Here is a 24,617-nt window from a genome sequence, read left to right as displayed (position 1 = left end):
TCCGGGTGTCTCAGCCGGTGTTGCGCAGACCGGCCGCGACACCGTTCACGGTGAGCAGCAGGGCCCTGGCGAGCAGCGGGTCGGGCTCTTCGCCGCGGGCGGCGGCTTCGCGCTGGCGGGCGAGCAGCGATACCTGGAGGTAGGAGATGGGGTCCAGGTAGGCGTCGCGGATGGCGAAGGTCTGCTGGAGCACGGGGCTGGTGCCGAGGAGTTCGGTGGAGCCGGTGACCTTGAGGACTTCGCTCACGGTGAGTGCGTGCTCGGCCTCGATGTCGGCGAAGACGTGCTTGAGTTCGTCGGGGACGAGGGTGTCGACGTAGTGGCGGGCGATCCGCAGGTCGGTCTTGGCGAGGGTCATCTCGACGTTGGAGATGAAGTTCCGGAAGAAGTGCCAGTGCTCGTGCATTTCGTCCAGGACGGTGTCCAGACCGGCCTCGCGCAGGGCCTTGAGGCCGGAGCCGACGCCGTACCAGCCGGGGACGATCTGGCGGGACTGGGTCCAGCCGAAGACCCACGGGATGGCGCGCAGTCCGTCGAGCGAGACGCCTGAGCCGGGGCGGCGGGAGGGCCGCGAGCCCAGGTGCAGGTCGGCGAGCTGGTCCACCGGCGTGGAGGCGAGGAAGTACGTCGGCAGGTCCGGGTCCTCGACGAGCTTGCGGTAGGCGGCGTGCGCGGCGTCGGAGACGGTGTCCATCGCCGCGTCCCAACGGGCCAGGGCCTCGTCGGACTGGCGGGGTGCGGTGTGCAGGGCGGAGGCCTGGAGGGTGGCCGCGACGGTCAGTTCCAGGTTCTCCCGGGCGAGTGCCGGGATGAGGTACTTGTCGGAGATGACCTCGCCCTGCTCGGTCACCTTGATCTCGCCCTCCAGGGTGCCCCAGGGCTGGGCGAGGATCGCGTCGTGCGAAGGGCCGCCGCCACGGCCGACGGTGCCGCCGCGGCCGTGGAAGAGGCGCAGGCGTACGCCGTAGCGGTGTGCGACGTCGCGGAGCCGGCGCTGGGCGCGGTGGATCTCCCACTGGGAGGTGGTGATGCCGCCGAACTTGGAGGAGTCGGAGTAGCCGAGCATGACCTCCTGGACGTCGCCGCGCAGGGAGACGAGGCGGCGGTAGGAGGGGTCGGCGAGCATCTCGTCGAGGATGACGTCGGCGGCGCGCAGCTCGTCGGTGGTCTCCAGGAGCGGCACGATGCCGATCTTGGCCCAGCCGCCGTGCAGGTCGATGAGGCCGGCTTCGCGGGCGAGGACGGCGGCGGCGAAGACGTCGTCGGCGCCCTGGCACATCGAGATGATGTAGGACTCGATGACTTCGGGGCCGAAGCGCTCGAAGGCTTCCTTGACGGTGTGGAAGACGCCGAGGGTCTTCTCGCCGGCGGCGTCGAGCGGGGCCGGGGTCGGGGCGAGCGGGCGGCGGGAGCGGAGTTCCTTGGCGAGGAGCTTCTGCCGGTAGTCGCGGGGCATGTCGGCGTAGCGCCAGGATTCCTCGCCGAGCCGGTCGAAGAGCTGGCCGAGTGCGTGGTGGTGGGCGTCGGCGTGTTCGCGGATGTCCATGGTGGCGAGCTGGAGGCCGAAGGCGGAGAGCGTACGGATGGTGCGGTCCATCCGGCCGTCGGCGAAGAGTCCGCCTCGGTGCTCGCGCAGTGAGGTCTGGATGAGTGCCAGGTCGGCGATGAGTCCGGCGGTGCCGAGGTAGTCGCAGCCGGGGCGGTGCGGGGTGCCGGAGGCGAGGCGTTCGCGGGTGTTGACGAGCTTCTGCCGGATGCAGGTCGCCTTGAGGCGGTAGGGCTCCTCGGCGTTCAGGCGCTTGTAGCGGGGGCTGATCTCGGGGAGGCGTTCGAGGTCGGCTTCGAGCGAGGTCAGCAGTTCGTCGGTGGCACCGGTGTAGCGGATGGAGTTGGAGAGCAGTCCGCGCAGGTGGTCGATGAGTTCGAGGGCGTCGGTGATGCCGTGCTCGTGCTGGAGGATCAGTACTTCCCAGGTGACGGCGGGCGTCACGTTGGGGTTGCCGTCGCGGTCGCCGCCGATCCAGGTGCCGAAGGTGAGGGGGCGGGTGCCCGCGGGCAGCTCGACGCCGACGCGCGCGAGTTCGGCGGCGAGGTCCTCCAGTACGTCGCCGACGGCGTTGGCGTGGAGTTCGTCGAGGTAGTAGATGGCGTTGCGGGCCTCGTCGGCCGGCTCCGGGCGGACCACGCGCAGTTCGTCGGTCTGCCAGATGAGGTCGATGTTCTCGGCGAGCCGGAGGTCCTGGCGGCGCCGGTCGGCCTCGACGACGGGCGTCTCCAGGAGTGCGGCGATGCGGCGGAGCTTGTTCAGCACGGAGCGCCGGGCGGCCTCGGTGGGGTGCGCGGTGAAGACGGGCCGTACGTTGAGGTTCTTGACGGTCTCGCGCAGGTGGACGGGGTCGGCGTCCTTGAGCCGGTCGGCGGTGCGGGCGAGGAGTCCGCCCTCGGCGGCCCGGCGGTCGCGCATCTCGTGGGCGCGGTGGACCTGTTCGGTGACGTTGGCGAGGTGGAAGTAGGTGGAGAAGGCGCGAACGAGCTGCGCGGCGGTCTCCAGGTCCGTGTCGCCGAGGAGCTGGGCCGCGGCCTCGCCGTCGGTGCGGGTCAGGGCGCGGACGCGCTCGACGAGGTCGAGGAGTTCCTGGCCTTCCTGACGTACGAGGGTCTCGCCGAGGAGGTCGCCGAGGCGGCGGATGTCGGCGCGCAGCTCGGGGCTGGCGGCAGGGGTCTGGTCGGCACTGCTCACGGTGTGCGGCTCCTTGCAGTGGTTGAGCACGGGGTTTCTCCCGGGGCCGCGGCAGGCAGCGGCCACAGGGGTCTCCGGGGCCGCGACAGGCAGCGGTGCCGACGCCACCCCGGGAAAGCAGAGTGCGGACCGCGCTGTCCGACCCCACCAGGATAGGTGTCCGCTCCGTCGGCGCCGCTCGCGGCCCGATCGGGTTTCCCTTCGGTGGGAGGCCCGCCGCGCTCTCGTGCGAGGGACCGTTCCGCTGCCATACTTACGTTGCCGTAGGTTACGGGTGCGTAGCCAGAGCTATCCGTCGTATTTCTCATCTTCCTCATCCCCAGGGGACCCCCCATGAACACCAGCCCCGCTGTGATCGCCGACGCCCAGTCGTCGGCGGCCGACGATCGGGCCCTTCCCTCCGCCACGCTCGGCGGGGACAACAAGCGGTCGATCGAGCAGTTCGCCCTGCTGTTGTTCATCGTGGTGCCGTTCGTGGCGCTGGTCGCGGCAGTGCCGCTGGCCTGGGGCCGCGGTGTGAGCTGGCTGGACCTGGGCCTGCTCGTGGCGATGTACTTCATCGGCTGCCACGGCATCACGATCGGCTTCCACCGCTACTTCACGCATGGCTCCTTCAAGGCGAAGCGCCCGCTGCGCATCGCGCTGGCCGTGGCCGGTTCGCTGGCCGTGGAGGGTCCGCTGGTGCGCTGGGTGGCCGACCACCGCAAGCACCACCGCTTCTCCGACGCGGAGGGCGACCCGCACTCGCCGTGGCGCTTCGGCGAGAGCCTGCCCGCCCTGATGAAGGGCCTGTGGTGGGCCCACATCGGCTGGATGTTCGACGAGGAGCAGACTCCGCAGCAGAAGTATGCCCCCGACCTGATCAAGGACCCGGCGCTGCGCGGCGTCTCCCGCCACTTCATGACCCTCACGATCGTGTCGCTGGCGCTCCCGCCGCTGGTCGGCGGCCTGGTGACGATGTCGTGGTGGGGTGCGGCGACGGCCTTCTTCTGGGGCTCGCTGGTCCGGGTGGCCCTGCTGCATCACGTCACCTGGTCGATCAACTCGATCTGTCACGCGGTCGGCAAGCGGCCCTTCAAGTCGCGTGACCGGTCGGGCAATGTGTGGTGGCTGGCGGTGCTGTCCTGCGGCGAGTCCTGGCACAACCTGCACCACGCCGATCCGACGAGCGCCCGGCACGGTGTGATGCGCGGTCAGATCGATTCGAGTGCCCGGCTGATCCGCTGGTTCGAGAAGCTGGGCTGGGCGCAAGACGTGCGCTGGCCGGACTCCGCGCGGATCGAGTCCCGCCGTGTCGAGTCCAGCCGGATCGGCTCCCGGCGCGACCCCGAGCGTGCCGACGCGGCATGATTGACGACGTGGCGACCGACTCCAGCACCAGCAACGAGAAAAACCGTCCGTCCTCTTCCACCCGGCGTACCCGCCGGGTGCGGATGACGGGCAAGGAACGCCGCGAGCAGTTGCTGGACATCGGTCGCACGCTCTTCGCCGACAAGGGCTTCGAGGGCACCTCGGTCGAGGAGATCGCGGCCCGCGCCGGTGTCTCCAAGCCGGTCGTGTACGAGCACTTCGGCGGCAAGGAGGGCCTGTACGCCGTCGTGGTCGACCGCGAGATGCGCCAGCTCCTGGACATGGTCACGAGCGCGCTGACCGCGGGCCACCCCCGCGAGCTCCTGGAGCAGGCCGCGTTCGCCCTGCTCGACTACATCGAGACGTACACGGACGGCTTCCGCATCCTGGTCCGCGACTCCCCCGTGGCCCAGTCGACCGGCACCTTCGCCTCCCTCATCAGCGACATCGCCACCCAGGTGGAGGACATCCTGGGCCTGGAGTTCAAGGCCCGCGGCTTCGACCCGAAGCTGGCCCCCCTGTACGCACAGGCGCTGGTCGGCATGGTCGCCCTGACCGGTCAGTGGTGGATGAACGCCCGCAAGCCGAAGAAGTCGGAGGTCGCCGCCCACCTGGTGAACCTGGCCTGGCACGGCCTGGAGAACCTGGAGTCGAAGCCGAGGCTGATAGGACACCGCAAGAGCTGAGGGCCGGTACCCCGGGCCACCGCCCGGGTCAGGGGTGCATCCGGGCGCCCTTGAGCACCTTGTCGACGCCGTTGCGCGGTCCGTACACGGCGAGGTCCACCAGGTCCAGCCGGTCCTTCGCCACGGCCCGCACCGCCGCACGGTGGTCCCGGTCGTTGCCGGTGGCGAAGAGGTCGGACGTGAACACCGACCGGGGAAGCGAGCGGGACAGCGCACGGCCGTGCGCCGCGGTCAGTGTCTCCTTCGTCCCCTCGAAGACCAGGACGGGCTGGACACGGAACCGGCGTCACTCTTTGTAATGACGCTCTTTGACTCCGGCGGCTACCGTGAGGGAGCAGAACAAGAATCCCGTCCATGGGAGGAATCATGACCGCCGAGCCGTTCACCGCGCACAGCTCCCGCTGGCCGGTGCCGCCCCAGGACGGATACACGGTGGACGACCTGTTCACCTTGCCCGATCTCCCGCCGCACACGGAGTTGCTCGACGGGAGCCTGGTTTTTGTGAGTCCACAGCGCCGTTTCCACGCCAAGATGATCGACCTGCTGATGAACGGCCTGCGTGCCACGATCCCGGCCGACCAGAAGGCCGAGCGCGAGATGACCGTAGTGCTGGATCAGCGCAACGGTCCGGAACCCGATGTGTCCGTCGTCCGCGCCGACGCCGCCACCGATCTTGAGCAGACCCGCTTCCAGGCCGCCGACGTCCTGCTCGCCGTCGAGGTCGTCTCGCCCGACTCCGAGGCCCGCGACCGCGACACCAAGCCGGGGAAGTACGCCTCGGCCGGTATCCCGAACTTCTGGCTGGTCGACATGGCCGGCACCGACCGGCACCCGGTGGTGCGGGTGTACGAGCTGGACCCGGTGTCCAAGGCGTATGCGCTGACGGGAATCCACCACGGCCGTCTCAAGACGAGCGTGCCGTTCCCGATCGACATCGACATCACCCGGGAGGCGCTGGACGCGCTGTGACGGTCAGCCGTCCACCGGCTCCAGGAACTCCAGCCGGTTCCCCACCGGGTCCTGGCTGAAGAAGCGGCGGTGCCCCGGCAGGTCGCCGTCCCAGCACACCTCCGCGCCCCGTTCCTCCAGCCGGGCCGCGTACGCCTCGATGTCCGTGACGCGCAGGCCGGGGTGGGCCTTCTTCGCCGGGCGGAAGTCCTGTTCGATGCCGAGGTGGAGCTGGACCGGGCCGGCCTGGAACCAGCAGCCGCCGCGGGCCGCGAGGGCCGGGGGCTTGGCGGTCTCGGTCATACCGAGGGTGTCCGCGTAGTAGGTGCGAAGGGCGTCCTCGGAGCCCTCCGGGGCGGCGAGCTGGACGTGGTCGAGGGCGGTGATCATCACTTCTCCTTGCGGGCGACCGCGAAGATGCGGCGGAACGGGAAGACGGTGCCGTGCGGGCCCTGGGGGTAGGCGGTGCGCAGCAGATCGCGGTATTCGGTGAGGAAGGCGTCGCGGGCCTCGGGGTCGTCGGCGAGCGCGGTCAGGACGGGGCGCAGGCCGGTGCCCTTCACCCAGTCGAGGACCGGGTCCTGACCGGGCAGGAGGTGCAGGTACGTGGTCTCCCAGACGTCCGCCGTGATGCCGGGGGCGGTCAGCGCGTCGAGGTAGGCGGTGGGGGTGAGCACCGCGTCGGCGTGGCGCAGCTGGTCGGCGAGGCGGGTGCGCCAGCGCGGGGAGGCGGCGAGTTCGCGCATCAGGACGTGGCTGGGCCGGTCGAAGTTGCCGGGGACCTGGAAGGCGAAGGTGCCGCCGGGGGTGATCGCGTCCAGCCAGGCCGGGAAGCGGGCGGCGTGGTCGGGGACCCACTGGAGCAGGGCGTTGGAGACGATCAGGTCGTGATGCTCGTCAGGGGTCCAGGTGGTGGCGTCGGCCTCGGCGAAGTCCAGGTGGGGGCCGGCGTGGGCGCGGGCCCGTTCGAGCATCTGCGGGGAGTTGTCGTAGCCGGTGATGCGGGCCGCGGGCCAGCGGTCGGCGAGCAGGACGGTGACGTTGCCCGCGCCGCAGCCGAGGTCGGCGATCCGGGGTGCGGGGGCGGTCGGGAGTTCCGGGATGCGGGCGAGGAGGTCGAGGAAGGGGCGGGTGCGGTGGTCGGCGTGGCGCAGGTACTGCTGCGGGTCCCAGCTGGGTGCGGTCATGGCAGTCAGAGTCACCCACGGATATCTTGAGTTCAAGAGACTTCATGTCGACAGACCCCTTACACTGATCCACATGGAGGACGAGGTCGACCGACTGGTCGCTGCATGGCGCCGCGAGCGCCCCGACCTCGACGTGGAACCACTCGAGGTGCTCAGCCGCGTCTCCCGCCTGGCCCGCCATCTGGACCGGGCCCGCCGGATCGCCTTCTCCGAGCATGATCTGGAGCCCTGGGAGTTCGACGTACTGACGTCCCTGCGTCGCGCGGGCGCCCCGTACCAGCTCTCCCCCGGCCAGCTCCTCACCCAGACGCTGGTCACCTCCGGCACGATGACCAACCGCATCGACCGCCTGACCAAGAAGAACCTCGTCGAGCGCCTCCCCGACCCGAGCGACCGCCGCGGCGTGCTCGTCCGGCTCACCGCCGAGGGCCGTGACAAGGCCGACCAGTCGCTGGCCGGGCTGCTCGCCCAGGAGCGCGCCATCCTGAGCCGGCTCTCCACCCAGCAGCGGGGCGAACTGGCGGGGTTGCTACGCCAGTTGACCGCCCCGTTCGACAACATTCCCGGCTAGTCCGGCCGACGCCTGATCGGCCGGGCCGACGCCCGCCCGCCTGGCCAGGGCGACGGCGGCCAGGGTGGAGTGCACGCCCAGTTTCCCCAGCACGTTCTGCATATGGGTACGGACCGTGTGCGGGGAGAGGAAGAGACGCTCGGCGACCGCCTTGCGGCCCAGGCCCGCCACCATGCAGCGCAGCACCTCGCGTTCGCGCGGGGTCAGCGACTCGACCAGCTGCTCGCTCTCCGTGCGGTGCTTGCGCGCCGCCGTCAGCTCCCGCAGCACGCCGGTGAGCAGCGCCGGGGGCAGATGCGTCTCGTCCCGCAGCACCCCGCGGATGACGGCGAGCAGCCGTTGCAGCGAGCAGTCCTTGGCCACCCAGCCCGACGCCCCGGCCTGGAGCGCCAGCGCGGCCCGGACCGGGTCGTCCTTCTCGGCCAGCACCACCGTGCGCACGGACGGCCGGCCCGAACGGACCCCGGCCACCAGGGAGATGCCGTCCACCCGGGCGCTCTCCCCGTCGGCGGAAACCGGTAAGGGTGTCCGTCGGCCCCCCGCCGTGCCCAGGATGCCCAGCTCGGCGTCGATCAGCATCACGTCGTAGCCGCGTCCCTCGGCCGCGGCCCGCTCCAGGCACCGTAACGCGGCGGGACCGCTGCCCGCCGCCGCCACATCGACGTCGGGCTCGGCCGCGAGCGCCGCTGCGAGCGACTCGGCGAAAATACGGTGGTCGTCCACCACGAGAACCCGGATACGAACCACAGGCACCCCCATGCCGCGTCTGTTCCTGGGCCACCCCCGGCCCACCGAAGGGGCCGACCAGTACGGGTACGGCGACCCGGATCGGTAACCGGACCGCAGTCCCACGGCCGCCGCCGTGTGTCGACTGCTGTCCGCCCCGGGCGCCGTACCCGACTGTCTCGTACCCCTGAATCAGCACCGGCCCCCACCGGTGCTGTGCATCAGGGTACGACCGACGGCCCGCTGCGGAAACCGATTCGCGGAACTGTCCGGGTCCGCGTCCTACTGTGTGGCCCATGTTCCGTCTTGAGACAGAAGTGGACAAAGGGCGGCGTTCCCTACTGAGCCGGCGGCTGCGGGACGACAACACGGCCCGCTCCCCGGAGCTGCGCGCGCTGCGCACCACCCGCGCCGGGCGGGAACTCCCGCTGGAGGTATGGGCGGTGGACATCGAGGGCGCCGTCGCAGGCGGCCTGACCGGCCGCACCTGGGCGTACTGGCTCCATGTGGACCAGCTCTGGGTCGACGCCCGCCACCGCGGCCGGGGCCTGGGCTCGCTGCTGCTCGCGGAGGCGGAACGGGTGGCCGCGACGGACCGGGGCTGCACCCGCTCCCGGCTGGAGACCTGGGGCTTCCAGGCGCCCGGCTTCTACCGGGAGCGGGGCTACGAGGTGAGCGGGCGCGTCGAGAACTACCCGTCCGGGGTCACCGAGTTCATCCTGACGAAGGACCTCGCGACTCCGTCCTGACGCGGGGCCTCAAGCGAGGCGGCGGGCGCCTGCCGAGGGCACGGCCGGGAAGACCCGCGGCGTCGTGTGGCCCGCGGCGGCGAACGCCTCCAGCACGGACTCGGCGACCGTGTCCGCCTGCTCCTGCTCCACCAGCACGATCGCCGAGCCGCCGAAGCCGCCTCCGGTCATCCGCGCACCGAGCGCCCCGGCCTCGTTCGCCGCCGACACCACCAGGTCCAGTTCCGGGCAGGAGACCCGCAGATCGTCGCGGAGCGAGACATGCCCGGCGTTGAGCACCGGGCCCGCGGCCCGCGCGTCGCCCGCGTCGAGCAGGGCGATGACCTGCTCGACGCGCTGGTTGTCGCTGACCACATGGCGTACGTAGCGCACCACGGACTCGTCGACGCCGGCCGTGGCCAGGGTCTCCAGGGCCGCGCCGAGGCCCTCGTACGGCACCTCGCGCAGCGTCCGCACGCCGAGCGCCGCCGCGCCCGCCTCGCAGCCGGCCCGCCGCTCGGCGTAAGCGCCGTCGCCGAGCGCGTGCTTGACCTGGGTGTCGACGACGAGCAGCCGCAGCCCCTGGGCGGCCAGGTCGAAGGGGATCTGGCGCTGGGTGAGGTCGCGGGTGTCGAGGTGCAGTGCGTGGCCCTCGGTGCAGCAGGCGGACGCCATCTGGTCCATGACCCCGCACGGCACCCCCACGAAGTCGTTCTCGGCGCGCTGGCCGAGAACCGCCAGCTCCGGTGCGCAGAGCCCGAGTTCGAAGAGATCGTTCAGGGCGAGCGCGGTGACGACCTCCAGCGCGGCGGAGGAGGACAGGCCCGCGCCGGTGGGGACGCTGGAGGTGAGCTGGATGTCCGCCCCGGTGACCGGGTGGCCGGCCGCGCGCAGCGCCCAGACGACGCCGGCGGGGTAGGCCGCCCAGCCGTGCCCCTGGTGCGGGGCCAGTTCGTCGATGCGGAGCTGGACGACGCCGCCGGGCACGTCGGTGGAGTGGAGCCGCAGTTCGCCGTCGGTGCGGCGGGCGACGGCGGCGCGTGCGGTGTGCGGCAGGGCGAGCGGCATGACGAAGCCGTCGTTGAAGTCGGTGTACTCGCCGATCAGGTTGACCCGGCCGGGGGCCGCCCAGATCCCCTCGGGCTCGCGCCCGTAGAGCTCGGCGAAGGAGGCGGTCAGCTCGCCGTTCCCGGTGGCGGAGGAAGCGGTCGGCTGGCTGTTCCCGGTGGAGGAGGCGATGGGCTGGCTGTTCCCGGTGGAGGGGGCCATGGGCCGGCTGGTCTCGGTCATGGGGCGGTGGGCTCCTCTCGGCGGGCGAACGTCCAGGCGTCGGTGACGATTCCGGTCAGGTCGGCGCGGGTCGGCGTCCAGCCGAGCCGCTCCCGGGCGGTGGCTGCGGAGGCGACCAGCACGGCGGGGTCGCCGGCGCGGCGGGGGGCCGCGGTCTCCGGGACGGGGTGGCCGGTGACCTCGCGGACGGTCTCGATGACCTGGCGCACCGAGAAGCCGTTGCCGTTGCCGAGGTTGCAGATCAGGTGCTCGCCCGCGGTGGCCGCGTCCAGGGCCAGCAGGTGGGCCTCGGCGAGGTCGGCGACATGGATGTAGTCGCGGACGCAGGTGCCGTCGGGGGTGGGGTAGTCGTCGCCGTAGACAGAGATCGACTCGCGCTGCCCGAGCGCGACCTGGAGGACCAGCGGGATGAGGTGCGACTCGGGGCTGTGCCGCTCGCCGCAACTGCCGTACGCCCCGGCCACGTTGAAGTACCGCAGCGAGACCGCGGCCAGTCCGTGCGCGGCCGCCTCACCGGTGATCATGTGGTCGACGGCGAGCTTGGTGGCGCCGTAGGGGTTGGTGGGCGCGGTCGCGTCGGACTCGGTGATGGGGGTGGTGGCCGGTTCGCCGTAGGTGGCGGCGGTGGAGGAGAAGACCAGGGTGCGCACCCCGGCGTCACGCATCGCGGCGAGCAGGGCGACGGAGCCGCCGACGTTGTTCACCCAGTACTTCTCCGGGTCCGCGACGGACTCTCCGACCTGGGAGTACGCGGCGAAGTGCAGCACCCCGTCGTAGGAGGCGTCCAGCCACTTCGCCGCGTCCTGGATGCGGCCCTCGATGAACTCGGCCCCGGCCGGGACGCCCTCCCGGAACCCGGTCGAGAGGTCGTCGAGGACGGTGACCGCGTGCCCGGCCTCCAGCAGGTGCTGGGCGACCACGCTGCCGACGTATCCCGCGCCGCCCGTGACCAGGTACTTCTTCTGGGGCTTGCTCACTCGCTCGCTACCTCTCGCAGTCGCTGGGCCGCGGTCTCCGGCGGCACATCGTTGATGAACACGTTCATGCCGGATTCGGAACCCGCGAGGAACTTCAGCTTGCCGGAGGTGCGTCGGATGGTGAAAAGCTCCAGATGGAGCCCGAAGTCCTCCCGGCCGGGGACCCCGAACGGTGCCTGGTGCCAGGCCGAGATGTACGGGGTCGGCGGCTCGCCGGGGCCGAAGATCCGGTCGAATCGCCTCAAGAGTTCCAGATAAACCTGTGGGAACTCCGTGCGCGCGGCCTCGTCGAGTTCCCGCAGGTCGGGGACGCGGCGGCGGGGGTGGAGGTGGACCTCGTACGGCCAGTGGGCGGCGTACGGCACGAAGGCGACCCAGTGCTCGGCGTCGATGACGATCCGGGAGCCGTCCTTCTCCTCGCGGGCCACCACGTCGTCGAAGAGGTTGCCGCCGGTCTCGGCGCGGTGGGCGGCCATGGACCGGAACATCAGCTCGGTGCGCGGGGTGACGAAGGGGTACGCGTAGATCTGCCCGTGCGGGTGACCGAGGGTCACGCCGATCTCGGCGCCCCGGTTCTCGAAGCAGAACACCTGCTTGACCTGCGGGAGTTCGGCCAGTTCGGCGGTGCGGTCGGTCCAGGCCGCGAGGACCAGGGCGGCCTGCTCCTCGGTGAGGTCGGCGAAGGAAGCGTCGTGGTCGGAGGTGAAGCAGACGACCTCGCAGCGGCCGGAGTCACCGGCGAGCGAGGGGAAGCGGTTCTCGAAGACGGCGACGTCGTAGTCGGCCTCGGGGATCTCGCTCTGCCGGCCGTCCCGCGAGGGGCAGAGCGGGCATTCGTCGGCCGGCGGGTGGTAGATGCGGCCCTGACGGTGCGAGGCGATGGCGACGCTGTCCCCGAGGAACGGGTCCCGGCGGATCTCGGACGAGGTCGAGACCGCGTCGAGGGGGCGCCGGTCGACGGCGTCACGGACGACCTCGTCGCGGCTGTCGTAGTAGAGCAGCTCCCGGCCGTCGGCGAGCGTCGTAACCGTCTTCTTCACCAGGTTCCTCCAAACATAACCGAACACAATGAACCACAAGTCAACAACCGCGTCAACGAGTGGTCCACGCCCGGCGACCGAGCGGCCGGGCAGGCGTTCAGGTTGGGTATGTGAGGAGTGGTGGTGGGAGGAGTGGTGGTGGCGGCGCGGCTCAGAGACCCGGCCGTCCCGGCCCTCCGGCCGGTGCCGCGCGGTCCAGCAGCCCCGTGCGGGCCGCGAGTGCCGCGGCCTCCAGCCGGGAGCCGACGCCCAGCTTCATCAGCACCCGCTGCACATGCGTACGCGCGGTGCTCGGCGCGATCCGCATCCCGGCCGCGATCAGCCGGGTGTCCTCCCCCTCGGCGACCCGCACCAGGACCTCGACCTCCCGCGGGGTGAGCATCTGGAGCAGCCGCTGCCCCTCGTCGTCCGGCGCCGCGGCGGGATTGAGCAGCTCGGCGAAGGCGCCCTGGAGGAGCTGCGGCGCCACCGCGGCCTCGCCCGCCCGCGCCTTGACCATCGCCCGTTCGACGCCCTCCATGCGCTCGTCGTGACGGACGTATCCCGCGGCCCCCGCCGCGAAGGCCGCCGCGATCCCGCGCGGGCTGGGCACCGGTCCCAGCACCACGACGGCCACCTGCGGGCGCTCGCGCCGGATCCGTACGATCGGGTCGAAGGCGCCGGGTTCGGCCGGTGCCGAGGTGCCGAACAGGCAGACCTCCGGGGCCCTGCTGACCACCAGCTCCGCCGCCCCCGATGTCGGTGCGGCCGCCGCGAGGACCCGGTGGCCCCGCAGTTTCAGGGCCGAGGCGAGCGCCTCGGCGAGCAGTCTGTGATCATCGACCACCATGAGCCGCACGCTCATCGAGCACACCCCCGTTGCACCGGCACACCGGGCCCCCCGGCTTTCCTGACCCGGCAAGCTACACGCTTGTTCGACGCCGCGAGCGCCTTACCGGCCAAAAGGCGCCGGAACGCCGGATCGACGCGTGTTCAAGACCGGTTGCCGGTGTGCCATGTCCGACTGATCACCGTTGTGATCTGCCTGCCGACCGTTACGGATCACTTGGACGGCTCGCACATCCGATCCCGAACGTGTGCGGGGGTGGTGCCCGATGAACGGACACCACCCCCGCACGCGTACCGCCTGCTGCTACGGCCTGCTGAAACTGGCCACCAGACGGCGGCCCTCGTCCAGCGAGCCGCGCATCTTGCTGACCATCATGCTGGCCAGATACAGATGCCCGTCGCGGTAGCGGAACTCGGAGTAGTCCGGCGTGAAGCTGGTCTCCACGTCCCGGACGGACTCGTCGCTCGGGTTCTCCATCAGCACCGTCTGCTTGAACGTGGCGCCGTCGATGGAGACGACCTGGCCGCCCTTGTCGTACGGGGGAACCCGGTAGGCGATGATGTTGGCGCCGTCCATGCGGATCGGGAACATCGTGTAGCGCTCGCCCGCGTCGGCCTTGTCACTGGTCGGCTTGCCGGTGGTGAGGTCGAAGGAGACGATCTCGTTGGTGTCGCCGTACTCGCCGGTGCCCTCGTGGTCCTCGGTCGGGACGTAGATGCGGTTGTTGCCGACGGCCAGCTGGCTGCAGCTCTCCACCTCGGCGGAGGCGCAGCGCGCCGCGTACTTCTCGCCGTCCGCCGCGATCCTGGTGAGCAGCTTGCCGGTGGAGGCGTCGATCGAGAAGAAGTCCGAGATACCGCTGCCGTCACCGGCGGTGTCGCCGACGTCGGCGGCGACGACCAGCGGCTTGGTGGAGACGATGCTCGCGTCGTCGACACCGGGCGGCATCTTGAACGAGGAGATCGGGGCGCCGGTCGTGGGGTTCAGCGCCTGGATGACGAGCTGCGGGTCGTCGTACGTACCGCACTTGCGGACCACCGCGAGTGCTTCGCCGCCGCCGTACCCCTTGTCGTAGCAGCCGTCGGTGGTGGCCTTGGGCTTCCAGCGCTCGGCGCCGGTGTTCAGGTCGAAGGCGGCGCCGCCCTCGGTTCCGCCCGCGGCGACCGTGGTGCCGCTGAGCGTGACCTCGTCGAACCTGACGGCCGCGTCACCGCTGGTGGCGGCGGTCACCGACTTGCTCCAGATCAGCTTGCCGGTACTCAGGTCGAGCGCGCCGACCTGGTTGCACGGCTGGTACTTGGTCGCCTTGGTCGGCTTGCTCTGCTCGAAGACGATCGCTGTCCTGAAGTCCTTGGACATGTGCCGGGACGCGGCACAGACCTGGCCCGCCAGCGGGATGGACCACAGCTTGGTGCCCTTGGCCGGGTCGTAGGCCACGATCTCGTTCAGGCCGGTCTTCACGTACGCCTTGTCGGTCAGCCAGGAGCCGTCGACCTTGACGACGTCGGTGACCTTGGGCAGCGGCACCTGGAAGGCGACCTTGGACTTGGGGTCCGCGGGGGCCTTCTCCGTGCCGGGGCCGTCGTTGGCGTTGCCGCCCTTGTTCTCGCCGTCCTTGCCCCCGGTGGAGCCGCTGGACGAGGACGCCTCCTCCTTCTTCTTGTCGCCGCCGTCGCCGGAGGCGTACCAGATGCCGCCCGCGACGATCAGCACCACGGCGACCGAGGCGGCGACGATGATCTGCATCTGGGTGGAGAACTTCTTGCCGCCGTTGCCGTTCTGCGGCGGCATCTGCGGCTGCTGCATCGGGGTGGTCTGGTAGCCGTACCCCTGCTGCGGCGGCTGGCCGGGGGGCATGCCTTGCGGGAATCCGTAACCCTGCTGCGGCTGTCCGGGCACGGGCGCCTGCGGGTAGCCGTAACCGGGCTGCGTGGGCTGGTTCTGCGGGTAGCCGTAGCCCGGCTGCTGACCCTGCGGGTAGCCGTAACCGGGGCCCGGCTGCTGCGGTGCGCCGGCGGGCGGCGGGGTGTCCGCGGGCGGCGGCGTCGGAGCGCCGAAGCCGCCGACGGCCGGGGTGGCCTCCTGCTTGCCGAACGGGTCCGCGGGCGGCGGCGTCGGAGCGCCGAATCCACCGGGCGGGGGGTCCTGCGGGGCACCGAATCCGCCCTGGGGCGGATCGTTGGGCGGCTGGGGCGGCTGCGTCATGGCGTACGTACCTCTGGGGGAAAGGGAGTCGGTGGGACGGGTCCGGCAGCGGTCGGTCGTGCGCCGGCCGCTGCCGGTCATGAGCCGGGGGGCTCCGACGGCCGGGGGGCCGCCGAGGGGCGTCGTGAGCCGTCAGTTGCCGAAGGCCATCATGGTCTTCGTCTCCAGCTCTTCCTTGTCGTTCCTGGCGCTGACCCGGCCGCTCACGATGAACGAACGGCCGCCCGTGTAGAGGACCTTCGTGCTGTAGAAGCCGCGCTCGATCTCGGACGTCGACGCGGGGTGCTGCAGCAGCATCCGCGGGGCGCCGCCGGTCGGTGCGAGGGTGGCGATGCCGCCGCCCTTCTCGTAGGCGGTCTCCACGTAGAGCAGCACATTGGCGCCCTCCATGCGCAGCGGCTTCACCGTGCGCTCGGCCGGGGCGGCCGCCTTCCACTTGGACTTGCCGGTGTTCAGGTCGAACGCCACGACCTTGTTCGTACGGGCGCTGCCGCTGGAGTCCGGCGCGGTCGCCATGTAGAAGGTGTTGGCGTCGGCGGCGACTCCGGTGCAGCCGTCGAGGGACTTGCCGAAGATGGCGAAGGTGCTGCCGCAGTCCGGGGCGAACTTGTCACCCTTGTCGCTGGTGATGCCGGTGCGGAGCGTGCCGTTCTCCTTCAGCGCGAGGATGCTCCACTCCTTGTCCTTCTTCAGCGAGACCACCAGCGGGCTGACCGAGTAGACCTTGTCGATCTCCCAGCCGCGCTTGGGCCGGTAGGTCCACATGGCCTTCCCCGTGTTCGGGTCGAGCTGCTGGATCTGGTGCTGCGGGTTGTTGACGTCTTCGGTGCGGCAACTGGAGGCGGCGATCAGCTTGGACCCGCCGGCGAAGGCGAACGGCTGGCAGATGCCGGACGGCTTGCCGAACAGTTCCTTGCCGTCGCTGACCCGGTAGGCGTTGGAGTTCCCGGTGCGCCCGACCGTCACGGTGTCCCCGCTGATGGCCAGCGAGATGTCCGACAGGAAGTCCCAGGTGCCGTTCTGCTTGATCGACTTCTTCCAGCCGGCCTTGCCCGTGGCGAGGTCGAGCATCTGGAGATCGGCGCAGTCCGCCTTGTCGGTGGTGCCGTTCTTGACCCCGATGACGATCTTGCCGTTGGTCGTGGGCTGGGCGGGCGCCGCGCACAGGTCGGCGGGCAGCTTGAGGGTCCACTTCTGCTTGCCGTCGGCGACCGAGTAGCCGGAGATCGAGCGGTACATGCCCTTGACGATCGTGTCGCCGGCCACCCAGGGGCCGTACACGTCGGAGCCGTTGCGCGGCAGGTCGACGTCGTTCTTCTGGAGCCAGAGGACCTTCGCCTCGCCGGCCTTGCGCCCCGCGTTGAGGTCGTCGTCGGCGCCGCGGCCCTCGCCGTCGCCGTTGCCGTCGCCCTCGTTGACGGAGGGCGAGACGCTCGGCTCGGCGTCGCCGCTCTCCTTCGCGACGGGCTTCTTCTCGTCGTCGCCCCCGCTCGTGGCGACGAATATGCCGCCGCCGATCACCAGGAGCGCGGCGGCCGCGGCACCGATGATGATCGCGGGCTTGCGCTTGGAGGCGCCGCCGCCCGGACCGCCGGGGGCCGGTGCGCCGGGGTACTGCTGCTGCGGGTAGCCCTGACCGGGCTGCTGGCCGTAGGGGCCGGGCTGCTGGGCGTACGGGCCGGGCTGTTGGCCGTAGGGGCCCGGCTGCTGGGCATAGGGGCCCGACTGCGGCTGGCCGTACGGACCGGGCTGCTGTCCCGACTGCGGCTGGCCGTACGGACCGGGCTGCTGTCCCGGCTGCTGCGGGTAGCCGTAGCCGGGGGCCTGGCCCGGCGGCTGGCCGGGTGCCTGCGGGTAGCCGTAGCCCGGCTGGGTGGGCGGCTGAGCCGGTGGCGGCGGCTGCGGCGGGCCCTGGGGCGGCTGAGGACTCCCCTGCGGCGGCTGCTGCGGCGCGCCGAAGCCTCCCTGCGGCGGTTGCTGGCTGGGCGGCTGGGTCATCAGCACGTCCCCCTTCGTGCGGTCCGGTGCCCGGTCCGATCTCCCCCGCGATTCCGTGGAGCGCCACGGGGCCGAAACCCCCTGAAATTCCCGGAAAGGAGCGAATCAGGCATGGATCCCGCGGCGTTACGTCAGTCGAGCGGGGCTTCTTTGTACCACCCGCGAGACCTCGGGCACCGGGGCAGTCCGCCCCCTGTTCCCAAGGGAGAACCGCCCCGTGATGCCTCCGTTACGCCTCGGACCGTCAGTTGCCGAAGACCGCCAGCGACTTCGCCCGCTTCTCGTCCCCGTCCTCGACACCGGTGATGCTCGTGCTCAGCAGGAGGGAACGCCCGTTCACGTAGGCGGCCCGGACGTCGAAGAGCCCGCGCTCGGCCTCCGCCCCCGCGGCCGGGTGCCGCACCACCATCTGCGGTGTGCCGCCGGTCGGCGGGAGGGACGCGATGCCGCCGCCCTTGTTCTGCGCCGCCGACAGGTACATCAGCAGCCTGCCGCCCTCCACTCGCATCGGCATCAGGGTCTGCCCGGCGGGAGAGCCGGCCTTCCACTTGGTCTTCCCGCTGGCCAGGTCGAAGGCGACGACCTTGTTGGTGGGGTCGGCCTCGGTGGGCTTGGTCGCCAGATAGACCGTCGTGTCATCGGCCGCCGCCCCGAGGCAGTTGTCGAGGTTCCTGCCGTCGGCGGACACGTCGACATCGCACTGCGTCTCGTAGTTCTCGTCGCCGCCGACCAGTTGGGAGCGGTAGGTGCCGTTCGCGTTGAGCATGATGATCGCCCATTGGTCCCCCTCCTCCTTCTTCAAGGAGACGACCAGCGGGCTGACCGAGTAGAACTGCGCGACCTCCCAGCCCTTCTTGATCTTGTACTTCCACAGGATCCTGCCGGTGGTGGGGTCGATCCGCTCCACCAGCTGTTCCTTGTGGTCGTCGGCTGCGGTCTGGCAGCTGGCGGCGGCGATCGCCACGGGGCCGCTCGCGAAGCCGAACGGCTGGCAGTTGCCCGGCAGTTGACCGAAGAGCACCTTGCCGTCGCTGACCCGGAAGGCATCCGTCCTGGTCTTGCGCCCGAAGGTCACGGTGTCGCCGTTGATCGCCATCGCGGGGTTGGAGAGCGCGTCCCAGGTGCTCTCCCGCTCGACCGTCTTGTACCAGCCGGCCTTGCCGGTCCTGAGATCGACCATCTGGAGCGCGTCGCAGAACGCCCGGTCGCCGGTGCCGGTCTGGACCCCGAGGGCTGTCTTGCCGTCGACGGTGGCCTGCGAGGGGGCCGCGCACACGGCGCCCGGCAGGCGCAGGCTCCACTTCTGGCCGCCGTCGGTGACGGAGTAGCCGGAGACGGTCTTGTACATCGCCTTGACGACGGTGTCGCCGACGATCCAGGGGCCGTACACGCTGGCGCCGTTGCGCGGCAGGTCGACGCCGCCCTCCTGGAGCCAGAGGACCTTCGCCTCGCCCGGCTTGCGCTCGGCGTTGATCGCGGCGGCCTCCGCGCGCAGGTCGCTCGGCCCCTGGTCCTCGTCCTTGCCCTTGGGCTTGCCGGTGGACGAGCCGGTGGGCGCGGGGGCGGGGCTCTTCTTCGTCGTGGGCTTCCCGTCCCCGCCCGTGGCCAGCCAGACGCCCCCGCCTGCCAGCAGTGCCACCGCGAGCACGGCGCCGACGACCGCCCCTCGCCTGCCCCGGAAGAACCCTCCGCCGCTGCCGGCGGGGCCACCAGGCTGCGGTGACGACGGCGCACCATAGGGGCCGAACTGAGCGGGTGCGTTGTGCAGCCCCGGCTGCGCCGGCACACCGTACGGTCCGGCCTGGGTGGGCGGCGCCCCGTACGGACCGGGAGGCTGCGTGGGCGCGTTGTACGGACCCGGGGGCTGCGTGGGCGGGTTGTAGGGACCCGGCGGCTGGGTGCCGTACGGACCGGCGGCGGCCTGCGGCGGCCGGGCGGGAGGCCCGTACGGACCGGCGGCCTGGCCGGACGCGGAATCGTATGAACCGGACTGGGGGTCGTACGGAGCCCCGAAGCCCTCCTGCGGCGGTTGCTGGCCGGGTGGCTGGGTCATCAGCACGTCCCCCTCAGTGCTTCGTGCGGACGGGCCCGGCTTCCGCGCCGGACAAGGCTTCTTTCTATCACCCGTCCCACGAGCCCCAGCCGTCACACCTGACGCACCGAAGCGGTCAGGCGTCCTCGGCCAGCTCCAGCCAGCGCATCTCCAACTCGTCGCGTTCCGCGACCAGTTCGCGAAGCTCCGCGTCGAGCTTCGCCACCGTCTCGAAGTCCGTGGCGTGCTCCGCGATCTGCGCGTGCAGCGTGGTCTCGCGTGTGGAGATCTTGTCGAGTTGCCGCTCGACCTTCTGGAGCTCCTTCTTCGCCGCGCGGGCGGCCTGCGGGGAGAGGGCCGCGGCCGGGGCGGTGGTCTCCTTGACCGGAGCGGGCGCGGCGGACGGCGTGGCCGCCTCCTCCATCCGCTGCCTGCGCTCCAGGTACTCGTCGATCCCGCGCGGCAGCATCCGCAGCGCGCGGTCGCCGAGCAGCGCCATCACCCGGTCCGTGGTCCGCTCGATGAAGAACCGGTCGTGGGAGATCACGATCATCGATCCGGGCCAGCCGTCGAGGAGGTCCTCCAGCTGCGTCAGGGTCTCGATGTCGAGGTCGTTGGTGGGCTCGTCGAGGAAGAGGACGTTCGGCTCGTCCATCAGCAGGCGCAGGATCTGCAGCCGGCGCCGCTCACCGCCGGAGAGGTCGCCGACCGGGGTCCACTGCTTCTCCTTCGAGAAGCCGAACTGCTCGCAGAGCTGGCCCGCGGTCATCTCGCGGCCCTTGCCGAGGTCGACCCGGTCCCGTACCTGCTGAACGGCCTCCAGGACCCGCAGGTTCGGGTTGAGCTCGTGGACCTCCTGGGAGAGGTAGGCCAGCTTGACGGTCTTGCCGACGACGACCTTCCCCGCGGCGGGCTGCGCGTCGCCCTGGGTGCGGGCCGCCTCGGCCAGCGCCCGCAGCAGCGAGGTCTTGCCCGCGCCGTTGACCCCGACCAGGCCGATCCGGTCACCGGGGCCGAGCTGCCAGGTGAGGTGGGTGAGCAGCGTCTTGGGGCCGGCCTGGACGGTCACGTCCTCCAGGTCGAAGACGGTCTTGCCGAGCCGGGCGTTGGCGAACTTCATCAGCTCGCTGGTGTCGCGCGGCGGCGGCACGTCGGCGATCAGCTCGTTGGCCGCCTCGATGCGGTAGCGCGGCTTGGAGGTGCGGGCGGGGGCACCGCGGCGCAGCCAGGCCAGCTCCTTGCGCATCAGGTTCTGGCGCTTGGACTCCTCGGTCGCGGCGATCCGCTCCCGCTCGGCCCGCGCGAAGACGTAGTCGCTGTAGCCGCCCTCGTACTCGTGGACCGCGCCGCGCTGGACGTCCCACATGCGGGTGCAGACCTGGTCGAGGAACCAGCGGTCGTGGGTGACGCAGACGAGCGCGGAGCGGCGGGCCCGCAGGTGGCCGGCCAGCCAGGAGATGCCCTCGACGTCGAGGTGGTTGGTCGGCTCGTCGAGGACGATCAGGTCCTGCTCGGCGATGAGCAGCTTGGCCAGCGCGATCCGGCGTCGCTCACCGCCGGAGAGCGGGGCGATGACGGTGTCCAGGCCGTGCTCGAAGCCCGGCAGGGCCAGCCCGCCGAAGAGCCCGGTGAGCACGTCGCGGATCTTGGCGCTGCCCGCCCACTCGTGGTCGGCGAGGTCGCCGATCGCCTCGTGGCGGATGGTCGCCTGCGGGTCGAGCGAGTCGTGCTGGGTGAGGACACCGAGCCGCAGCCCGCCGCTGTGGGTGACGCGTCCGCTGTCCGCCTCCTCCAGCCGGGCGAGCATCCGGATGAGCGTCGTCTTGCCGTCGCCGTTGCGGCCCACGACACCGATCCGGTCCCCCTCGGACACGCCGAGGGACACGCCGTCGAGCAGGGCACGGGTGCCGTACACCTTGCTGACCTGCTCGACATTGACCAGATTGACGGCCATTTCACTCCTGCCCGGGGGGATCGATCGACTTCCCAGGGTACGGGGCGGCGGCGGTGCGCTGTCCGCTCGCCCTTGCCGCCCCGCGCAGAGGCAGGTGCCGTCAGACGACCGTGGCCCCCGGCGCCGGGGACACCGCCGTCCGTGCGTTGCGGCAGGTGCCGGAGGTGAGCAGTGCCTCGGCGACCTTGCGGGCCGACTCCTCGTCCGCCACCAGGAACGCGGTGGTCGGTCCGGAGCCGGAGACCAGGGCGGCCAGGGCGCCGGCCGCGGTGCCCGCGGCGAGGGTGTCGGCGAGCGAGGGGCGCAGGGAGAGCGCGGCGGGCTGGAGGTCGTTGGTGAGCGCCGCGGCGAGCGCGGCGGCGTCGCCGGTGCGCAGGGCGTCGAGGAGCGCGGGGGAGGCTTCCGGCTCGGGGACGTCGGTGTCCGCGGTCAGCCGGTCGAACTCGCCGTAGACGGCCGGCGTGGAGAGCCCGCCGTCGGCGACCGCGAAGACCCAGTGGAAGGTGGAGCCGACGTCGACCGGGGTGAGCCGCTCGCCGCGTCCGGTGCCGAGGGCCGCGCCGCCGACCAGGCTGAACGGGACGTCGCTGCCCAGCTCGGCGCAGATGGCGAGGAGCTCGTCCCGGGTGGCACCGGTGGACCAGAGGGCGTCGCAGGCCAGCAGGGCGGCCGCGCCGTCGGCACTGCCGCCCGCCATGCCGCCCGCGACGGGGATGTCCTTGGCGATGTGGATGTGCACATCGGGTGCGATGCCGTGCCGCTCGGCCAGCGCGATCGCGGCGCGGGCGGCGAGGTTGCTCGCGTCCAGCGGGACCTGGGCGGCGTCGGGGCCGGAGCAGGTGATGCGCAGCCCGTCGGCGGGGGTGACGGTGACCTCGTCGTACAGGCCGACGGCGAGGAAGACATTGGCCAGGTCGTGGAATCCGTCGGGGCGCGGGGCGCCGACCGCGAGCTGGACGTTGACCTTGGCTGGTACGCGGACGGTGATGCTCACTCGCCACTCCCTGAGGGCTCGTTCCCGGGGGCTCCGGAGGTCCCGGCGGCCCCTGTGGTCCCGGAGGGCTTGTTCTCGGCGATGGCGGCGAACTCCTCGACGGTCAGCGACTCGCCCCGGGCCTGCGGCGAGATCCCGGCCGCGACCAGGGCCGCCTCGGCGGCGGGTGCGGAGCCGGCCCAGCCGGCCAGGGCCGCCCGCAGCGTCTTGCGGCGCTGGGCGAAGGCCGCGTCGACGACCGCGAAGACCTCGGTCCTGCTCGCGCTCGTCGCGATCGGCTCGGTGCGCCGGACCAGGGAGACCAGTCCGGAGTCCACGTTCGGGGCGGGCCAGAAGACGTTGCGGCCGATGGAGCCGGCCCGCTTGACGTCCGCGTACCAGTTGGCCTTCACCGACGGCACGCCGTAGACCTTGTTGCCCGGCCGTGCGGCCAGCCGGTCGGCGACCTCGGCCTGGACCATGACGAGGGTGCGCTCGATGGACGGGAAGCGCTCCAGCATCGTCAGCAGGACCGGTACGGCGACGTTGTACGGAAGGTTCGCGACCAGCGCGGTCGGTGCCGGGCCGGGCAGCTCCCGGACCAGCATCGCGTCGGAGTGCACCAGGGCGAACCGGTCGGCGCGCCCCGGCATCCGGGCCGCGACCGTGGCCGGCAGCGCGCCCGCCAGCACGTCGTCGATCTCGACGGCGACGACCCGGTCCGCCGCCTCCAGCAGCGCCAGGGTCAACGAGCCGAGCCCCGGGCCCACCTCGACGACGACGTCGTCCGGGCGGACCTGGGCCGTCCGTACGATCCGACGGACCGTATTGGCGTCGATGACGAAGTTCTGGCCGCGCTGCTTGGTCGGGCGTACGCCCAGCTCGGCGGCCAGCTCGCGGATGTCTGCGGGGCCCAGGAGGGCGTCGGGCTCAGTGGTGCTCACCTGTAAAGCGTAAGGGCCCCGCGATTCGTACCCGCCGCCGTGGCGCTCAACGGTCTCAGTAGTCGAAGGCCCGTGCCGTGTTGTCCGCGATCGCCTCCGCCAGGGTGTCCTCGTCCACGCCCTTCACCGCCGCCAGGGCGCGCAGTGTGACGGGGATGAGATACGGCGCGTTGGGCCGCCCCCGGTACGGGGCGGGCGTCAGGAACGGGGCGTCCGTCTCGACCAGGACCAGCTCCGTCGGCGCGACGGCCAGGGCGTCCCGCAGCGGCTGGGCGTTCTTGAAGGTGACGTTGCCCGCGAAGGACATGAAGTACCCGGCGTCCGCGCAGATCCGGGCCATGTCGGCGTCGCCGGAGTAGCAGTGGAACACGGTCCGCTCGGGGGCGCCCGCGTCGGCGAGGATGCGCAGCACGTCCGCGTGCGCCTCGCGGTCGTGGATGACCAGCGCCTTGCCGTGCCGCTTGGCGATCTCGATGTGGGCCCGGAAGGACTCCTCCTGCGCGGCCATGCCCTCGGGGCCGGTACGGAAGCAGTCGAGCCCGGTCTCGCCGACGCCACGCACGTGGTCGAGCGCGGCCAGCGCGTCGATCTCGGCGAGCGCCTCGTGCAGCGCCGCCGTGCCGCCCGCCGCGCGCGCCCCCTGGCGGGCGGTGCCGTCGGGGTCGCCGTGCACGATGCGCGGTGCCTCGTTGGGGTGCAGGGCGACCGCCGCGTGCACGTTCGGGTGCGCGGCGGCGGTCTCGGCGGCCCACCGCGAACCGGCCACATCGCATCCCACCTGGATCACGGTGGTCACATTGACCGCGGCGGCCCTGGCCAGGCCCTCCTCGACGGTCGCGTCCTGCATGTCCAGGTGGGTGTGCGAATCGGCGACCGGTACCCGGAGGGGTTCGGGCAGCGGCGGGGCTTCGGTACGGCTCATGACGACGATCGTACGAGGACCCGCCGGTACGCCCTGCCCGCAGTGGGACGAACCGGGGGCCTACCTCCGGTGGAAGGGGTGCAGCAGGTCGGACAGGTGCCAGTGGTGCCCGGTGTCCGCGGGGGCGGCGGTGGCGGCCTCGTCGCCCTGGGCCGCCGGCCGCTCCGGCCGCGTGTTGTGGAGCAGCTGCTGGACGGTCGAGACCCGGCCGGACCGCATGATCCGGACCACGTGTCCGCCGCAGTTCGCGCAGCTGGGCCGGGAAAGAGGGGAGGGCACCCGCTCCCCGTCCGCCTTGTATATGACGAAGGCGTTGTTCGATCCGTCGACGTGGTGCTCTATCTCGTATGCCTGCTCCCAGCCGTGCCCGCACCTCATGCAGGCGAAGGCGTACGCCTCGTGTGCGGTGGCTGCTGCGATCTCGCTCATGCCCGCTCCTTTGTCCGCCGGACAGGCACTCCGGGCAAACGCTCCGGAGAATGCGTCCCTGCTTCAGTGGACGCCTTTACCAGCAGGA

21 protein-coding genes and 1 pseudogene are annotated in these 24,617 nt (G+C 71.5%); 5 read left to right on the top strand and 17 right to left on the bottom strand.

The features are described 5' to 3' along the window. Positions 1–10: 10 nt before the first annotated feature. Complete coding sequence (gene ppc, locus ACIRJP_RS17895; protein WP_404174509.1) at positions 11–2,740, bottom strand: phosphoenolpyruvate carboxylase; 2,730 nt, start codon at positions 2,738–2,740, stop codon at positions 11–13. Between the two features lie 333 nt (positions 2,741–3,073). Between ppc and ACIRJP_RS17890 the strand changes: the two genes are divergently transcribed. Together ACIRJP_RS17890 and ACIRJP_RS17885 are read left to right on the top strand one after the other, a co-directional pair. Next, positions 3,074–4,090 (top strand): acyl-CoA desaturase, encoded by a 1,017-nt coding sequence (locus ACIRJP_RS17890; RefSeq protein WP_404174506.1) that lies wholly within the window; start codon positions 3,074–3,076, stop codon positions 4,088–4,090. Continuing rightward, positions 4,087–4,776 (top strand): TetR family transcriptional regulator, encoded by a 690-nt coding sequence (locus ACIRJP_RS17885; protein ID WP_404174504.1) that lies wholly within the window; start codon positions 4,087–4,089, stop codon positions 4,774–4,776. Before ACIRJP_RS17890 ends, ACIRJP_RS17885 begins: the two co-directional genes overlap by 4 nt. A gap of 28 nt (positions 4,777–4,804) precedes the next feature. Here ACIRJP_RS17885 and ACIRJP_RS17880 read toward each other — a convergent pair. After that, positions 4,805–5,047, bottom strand: a pseudogene (locus ACIRJP_RS17880) (DUF2000 family protein); the annotation flags it as partial. Between the two features lie 95 nt (positions 5,048–5,142). On the opposite strand from ACIRJP_RS17880, the gene ACIRJP_RS17875 reads away from it, so the two are divergent. Continuing rightward, a complete protein-coding gene (locus ACIRJP_RS17875) occupies positions 5,143–5,745 on the top strand; it encodes a Uma2 family endonuclease (RefSeq protein ID WP_404174637.1) in 603 nt (200 codons plus the stop codon). 3 nt (positions 5,746–5,748) lie between these two features. Here ACIRJP_RS17875 and ACIRJP_RS17870 read toward each other — a convergent pair whose 3' ends face one another. Together ACIRJP_RS17870 and ACIRJP_RS17865 are read right to left on the bottom strand one after the other, a co-directional pair. After that, positions 5,749–6,114, bottom strand: a complete 366-nt coding sequence (locus tag ACIRJP_RS17870) for a VOC family protein (protein ID WP_404174501.1) — start codon at positions 6,112–6,114, stop codon at positions 5,749–5,751. Further along, positions 6,114–6,911 carry a trans-aconitate 2-methyltransferase gene (locus ACIRJP_RS17865; RefSeq protein ID WP_404174498.1) on the bottom strand — a complete coding sequence of 266 codons (798 nt, stop codon included), beginning with the start codon at positions 6,909–6,911 and terminating at the stop codon, positions 6,114–6,116. The genes ACIRJP_RS17870 and ACIRJP_RS17865 overlap by 1 nt, the downstream gene beginning before the upstream one ends. 73 nt (positions 6,912–6,984) lie before the next feature. Between ACIRJP_RS17865 and ACIRJP_RS17860 the strand changes: the two genes are divergently transcribed. Next, positions 6,985–7,482 carry a MarR family transcriptional regulator gene (locus tag ACIRJP_RS17860; RefSeq protein WP_351253095.1) on the top strand — a complete coding sequence of 166 codons (498 nt, stop codon included), beginning with the start codon at positions 6,985–6,987 and terminating at the stop codon, positions 7,480–7,482. Here ACIRJP_RS17860 and ACIRJP_RS17855 read toward each other — a convergent pair. Further along, entirely contained in the window at positions 7,441–8,241 is an 801-nt protein-coding gene (locus tag ACIRJP_RS17855) for a LuxR C-terminal-related transcriptional regulator (protein ID WP_404174494.1), read from the bottom strand. The genes ACIRJP_RS17860 and ACIRJP_RS17855 overlap by 42 nt on opposite strands. Positions 8,242–8,504: 263 nt before the next feature. Here ACIRJP_RS17855 and ACIRJP_RS17850 point away from each other — a divergent pair, with 263 nt between their 5' ends. Continuing rightward, the gene (locus tag ACIRJP_RS17850; RefSeq protein WP_404174491.1) at positions 8,505–8,957 is read left to right on the top strand and encodes a GNAT family N-acetyltransferase; all 453 of its coding nucleotides are present in this window, start codon (positions 8,505–8,507) and stop codon (positions 8,955–8,957) included. A 9-nt stretch (positions 8,958–8,966) separates the two neighbouring features. Here ACIRJP_RS17850 and galK read toward each other — a convergent pair whose 3' ends face one another. The 12 genes from galK to ACIRJP_RS17790 all read right to left on the bottom strand — a co-directional run bounded on the left by galK (position 8,967) and on the right by ACIRJP_RS17790 (position 24,529). Continuing rightward, complete coding sequence (galK, locus tag ACIRJP_RS17845; RefSeq protein ID WP_404174488.1) at positions 8,967–10,226, bottom strand: galactokinase; 1,260 nt, start codon at positions 10,224–10,226, stop codon at positions 8,967–8,969. Beyond that, on the bottom strand, positions 10,223–11,203 hold the full coding sequence (galE, locus tag ACIRJP_RS17840) for a UDP-glucose 4-epimerase GalE (protein ID WP_404174485.1): 981 nt from the start codon (positions 11,201–11,203) through the stop codon (positions 10,223–10,225). Before galE ends, galK begins: the two co-directional genes overlap by 4 nt. Beyond that, entirely contained in the window at positions 11,200–12,243 is a 1,044-nt protein-coding gene (gene galT / locus ACIRJP_RS17835; protein WP_404174482.1) for a galactose-1-phosphate uridylyltransferase, read from the bottom strand. Before galT ends, galE begins: the two co-directional genes overlap by 4 nt. Positions 12,244–12,394: 151 nt before the next feature. Next, a complete protein-coding gene (locus ACIRJP_RS17830) occupies positions 12,395–13,087 on the bottom strand; it encodes a LuxR C-terminal-related transcriptional regulator (protein WP_356083206.1) in 693 nt (230 codons plus the stop codon). Between the two features lie 288 nt (positions 13,088–13,375). Beyond that, complete coding sequence (locus ACIRJP_RS17825) at positions 13,376–15,277, bottom strand: PQQ-binding-like beta-propeller repeat protein (protein ID WP_404174478.1); 1,902 nt, start codon at positions 15,275–15,277, stop codon at positions 13,376–13,378. 132 nt (positions 15,278–15,409) lie between these two features. Beyond that, positions 15,410–17,275, bottom strand: coding sequence for a PQQ-binding-like beta-propeller repeat protein (locus tag ACIRJP_RS17820; RefSeq protein ID WP_404174476.1), 1,866 nt, complete (start codon positions 17,273–17,275; stop codon positions 15,410–15,412). Between the two features lie 244 nt (positions 17,276–17,519). Continuing rightward, positions 17,520–19,328: a PQQ-binding-like beta-propeller repeat protein gene (locus ACIRJP_RS17815; protein ID WP_404174473.1), complete on the bottom strand. Its 1,809-nt coding sequence runs from the start codon at positions 19,326–19,328 to the stop codon at positions 17,520–17,522. A 115-nt stretch (positions 19,329–19,443) separates the two neighbouring features. After that, positions 19,444–21,261: an ABC-F family ATP-binding cassette domain-containing protein gene (locus ACIRJP_RS17810; protein WP_404174470.1), complete on the bottom strand. Its 1,818-nt coding sequence runs from the start codon at positions 21,259–21,261 to the stop codon at positions 19,444–19,446. A gap of 100 nt (positions 21,262–21,361) precedes the next feature. Continuing rightward, positions 21,362–22,255, bottom strand: coding sequence for a 4-(cytidine 5'-diphospho)-2-C-methyl-D-erythritol kinase (locus tag ACIRJP_RS17805; protein ID WP_404174467.1), 894 nt, complete (start codon positions 22,253–22,255; stop codon positions 21,362–21,364). Next, positions 22,252–23,178, bottom strand: a complete 927-nt coding sequence (rsmA, locus tag ACIRJP_RS17800; RefSeq protein ID WP_404174464.1) for a 16S rRNA (adenine(1518)-N(6)/adenine(1519)-N(6))-dimethyltransferase RsmA — start codon at positions 23,176–23,178, stop codon at positions 22,252–22,254. The genes ACIRJP_RS17805 and rsmA overlap by 4 nt, the downstream gene beginning before the upstream one ends. A 55-nt stretch (positions 23,179–23,233) precedes the next feature. After that, entirely contained in the window at positions 23,234–24,100 is an 867-nt protein-coding gene (locus tag ACIRJP_RS17795) for a TatD family hydrolase (protein WP_404174461.1), read from the bottom strand. Between the two features lie 60 nt (positions 24,101–24,160). Beyond that, positions 24,161–24,529, bottom strand: coding sequence for a hypothetical protein (locus tag ACIRJP_RS17790; protein WP_404174458.1), 369 nt, complete (start codon positions 24,527–24,529; stop codon positions 24,161–24,163). Positions 24,530–24,617: the final 88 nt, after the last annotated feature.

Origin of the sequence: Streptomyces sp. NPDC102437 (assembly GCF_044765565.1) — a bacterium.
GTDB lineage: Bacteria > Actinomycetota > Actinomycetes > Streptomycetales > Streptomycetaceae > Streptomyces.
The sequence above is the reverse complement of the archived record's forward strand: the minus strand, read 5'-3'. Positions and strand labels throughout refer to the sequence as shown.